The organism is uncultured Nostoc sp. (genome assembly GCF_964245575.1).
Classification (GTDB): Bacteria; Cyanobacteriota; Cyanobacteriia; order Cyanobacteriales; family Nostocaceae; genus Nostoc.
In genome coordinates, this window is sequence record NZ_CAXTNP010000261.1 from 7,705 (window position 1) to 10,924 (window position 3,220).

Genomic DNA, 3,220 nt, shown 5'->3' on the forward strand with positions numbered 1-3,220 from the left:
TGCATTCTCCCGAAAGCATCAATCAAATTCTGCAATTGTTGATCTGCTTTAAAAACTCCTAACCCCCGCACCGTCACTTTACCTGGAGAATACACAAAGCGTGTTTTGAGATTGTCTGGTAAATTCGCCGCCAACAAATTCCAAGCGGGTTCCTCCATTGGCGTTTCTAAAACAACGTGCTGTTTGTTTTCTGGTTTGATGCGGCTAAATCCGAGTTTTTTCGCTAACTGTTTGAGTTCCATAACTCGCAAAAGTTGATTTGCAGGCACTGGTAAACTACCATAGCGATCGCTCCACTCGGCAGCAATCTGCTTTAATTCTGATTTAGATTTAGCTGTCGCCACCGCCCGGTATGCACTCATCTTTTGATCTAAATCGGTAATGTAATCTGCTGGAATAAACGCCGTCAGGTTGAGGTCAATCTGAGTATCCTCCACTTTCGGAATTTCTTGTCCTCGGATTTCCCGAATTGCTTCTTCCAGCATTTCCATGTATAAATCAAAACCGATGGCATCCATTTGACCGGATTGTTCTGCACCGAGCAAGTTACCCACGCCTCTGATTTCCATATCACGCATCGCCAGTTGATATCCAGAACCTAACTGAGTAAATTCCTGAATTGCTCGTAATCGTTGCCGTGCTGCGTCAGATAATGCTCGTTGCTTTGGATAAAATAACCAAGCATGAGCTTGGATACCTGCACGTCCCACACGACCGCGTAATTGATACAACTGTGCCAAACCAAAGCGGTGAGCATCTTCAATTAAGATGGTGTTGACTCGCGGAATATCTAAGCCAGATTCAATAATTGTCGTACAAACAAGGATATCTGCATCGCCATTACTGAAAGTGAGCATGGTTGATTCTAACTCGCTTTCATCCATTTGACCGTGAGCGATCGCAAACCTAGCACCCGGTATAACTTCTCGTAAATTCGCTGTTGTCTCTTCAATTCCGTCTACTCGTGGAACTACATAAAAAACCTGTCCTCCTCTGTCTAATTCTTGACGAATTGCAGTGCGGATACTTTCAGAATTTATTGGTGAAAGATGGGTTTTAATCGGCCGTCTGGTTGGGGGTGGTGTAGTAATCAAACTCATTTCCCGAATTCCCGACAAAGACATATACAAAGTCCGGGGAATGGGAGTGGCGGAGAGGGTTAGCACGTCGACCTGAGTTTTCAAGCTTTTAATTTTCTCTTTCTGGTTCACCCCAAATCGTTGTTCTTCATCCACCACCAACAGTCCTAAATCCCGGAATGTCACGCCTTTACCTAAAAGTTGGTGCGTACCAATTACTACATCTAATTCACCCGTTGCCAATCGCTTTTGAATATCGCGGCGTTCTTCAGCAGACCGAAAACGGTTGAGCAAACCGACATTTACCGGGTAGGGAGCAAAACGTTCTTTGAGTGTATGGTAATGCTGCTGTGTTAAAATAGTCGTTGGCGCAAGGAGTGCCACTTGTTTACCGGCGATGACTGCTTTAAAAACAGCACGAATCGCCACTTCCGTCTTCCCAAAACCGACATCGCCACAAACTAAGCGATCCATTGGACGATCGCTTTCCATGTCGCGTTTTACATCTTGGACAGCTTTGAGTTGATCCGTTGTGGGTTGGTAGGGGAAAGAATCTTCTAATTCCTCTTGCCAAGGCATATCACTTGGGAAGCTAAAACCTTGTTGTTGCGATCGCGCTGCATACAGTTTCAACAAGTCCACCGCCAATTTCCTAATCGCTTTGCGGACTTTATTCTTGGTATTTTCCCAAGCTTTACCGGTCATCCTGTTGAGTTCCGGTGCTTTATCACCTGCGGCGCGGAACCTGGATAAAGCACCTACTTGATCGGCTGCGACTCTAAGTAACCCGTCAGCATACTGCACCACCAAATAATCACGGGTTTCGTTATTAATTGTCAAACTTTCCAGCTTGACAAATTTGCCAACACCATGATTTCTGTGAACCACATAATCGCCTGGACGCAGCTTATTAGGATCAACTTGTTTAGAAGTAGCTTTGTGACGCTTGCGGATATAGCCGGGAGTCGCCAATGAATGCTGCCCAAAAAATTCCCGATCTGTAACAATTACCAATCGGTAAGTAGGCAGGATAAAACCTTCTAGTTCCGCCAGACCAGAATATTTTAGGGCTATGGGAGTATGATTTATTTGCAGCTTATCTATTGCTTGGTAGTCGCGGGGATTGGGGATAAACTGAGCCGGACAGTCATGTTCTTGCAATAGCGAGACGGAACGCGAAGGTTGAGCAGAAAGCAGCCAGATCGAAAAATTGCGATCGCGTTCTTGGCGGATGGTTTCAGCTAGTTTAGCAAACTGGTGCGGCGTGACTGGAACAGGACGGCTGGCAAGATTGATCCCATCATTTTCCTCTGACAGTTCCGAAAAATATAAGGTTTTAAACCTGGCAACATCAGCCAAACACTCATCAAAAGAACGGTGAATCTTCGGCAATGTTAGGGGAGTAGAGGTAGATTCTTCCCCATGCCCCATTCTCCATTGTTCCTCGGCATTTTCTACCCAGCGATCGCTATGAGCATGACACTGTTCTGGTTCATCAATGGCAATCAGGGTATTTTCTGATAAGTAGTTTAGCAGGGACGCTGGTTGCTCGAAAGCCAACCCCAGAAAGCGACGACTACCCTCCAATAATGATGAGTTCTGAGTGCTAAGTTCTGAGTCAGAATTTAACTCATAACTCATAACTCCTAACTTATAACTATTTTTCAGTGCCGCCATGATGATGGGAGCAAAGCTAGTGGGGGTAAGAATTAACTGATCAACTTTGTCGAGGGCGGAACGTTGGGTTGCTGGGTCAAATTCCCGCATTTGCTCGATTTCATCACCAAACCATTCTAGCCGGACTGGAAACTCAGATGAAACTGGGTACACATCAACAATATCGCCCCGTCGGCTCCACTGTCCTTCTATTTCCACCAGAGGTACTCGTTCGTACCCCAGAATGGTTATTTTCTCACTGAAGGCATTCAAGTCTAATTCCATCCCCCGCTTCAAGGTAAGACAGAATTGCCCAAAAGCTTCTGGTGGTGGTAAGTGGGGTTGCAGCGCCCCTTGAGTAGCAACAATTGCCAAGGGTCGCTTTGCTCTGGGATTGGGGATTGGAAATTGGGAATTGGGAACAGACAAGGGAGTAACTTTTTCAATAATTCCCTCTTGTCCTCCTAGTCCCCATTCCCCAGTCC

At 45.8% G+C, this 3,220-nt stretch carries 1 protein-coding gene; it reads right to left on the bottom strand.

The features are described from left to right. Window positions 1-3,220, bottom strand: a 3,220-nt coding sequence (gene mfd / locus ACFFAP_RS30280) for a transcription-repair coupling factor (RefSeq protein ID WP_375514683.1), incomplete at both ends; no start/stop codon positions are given.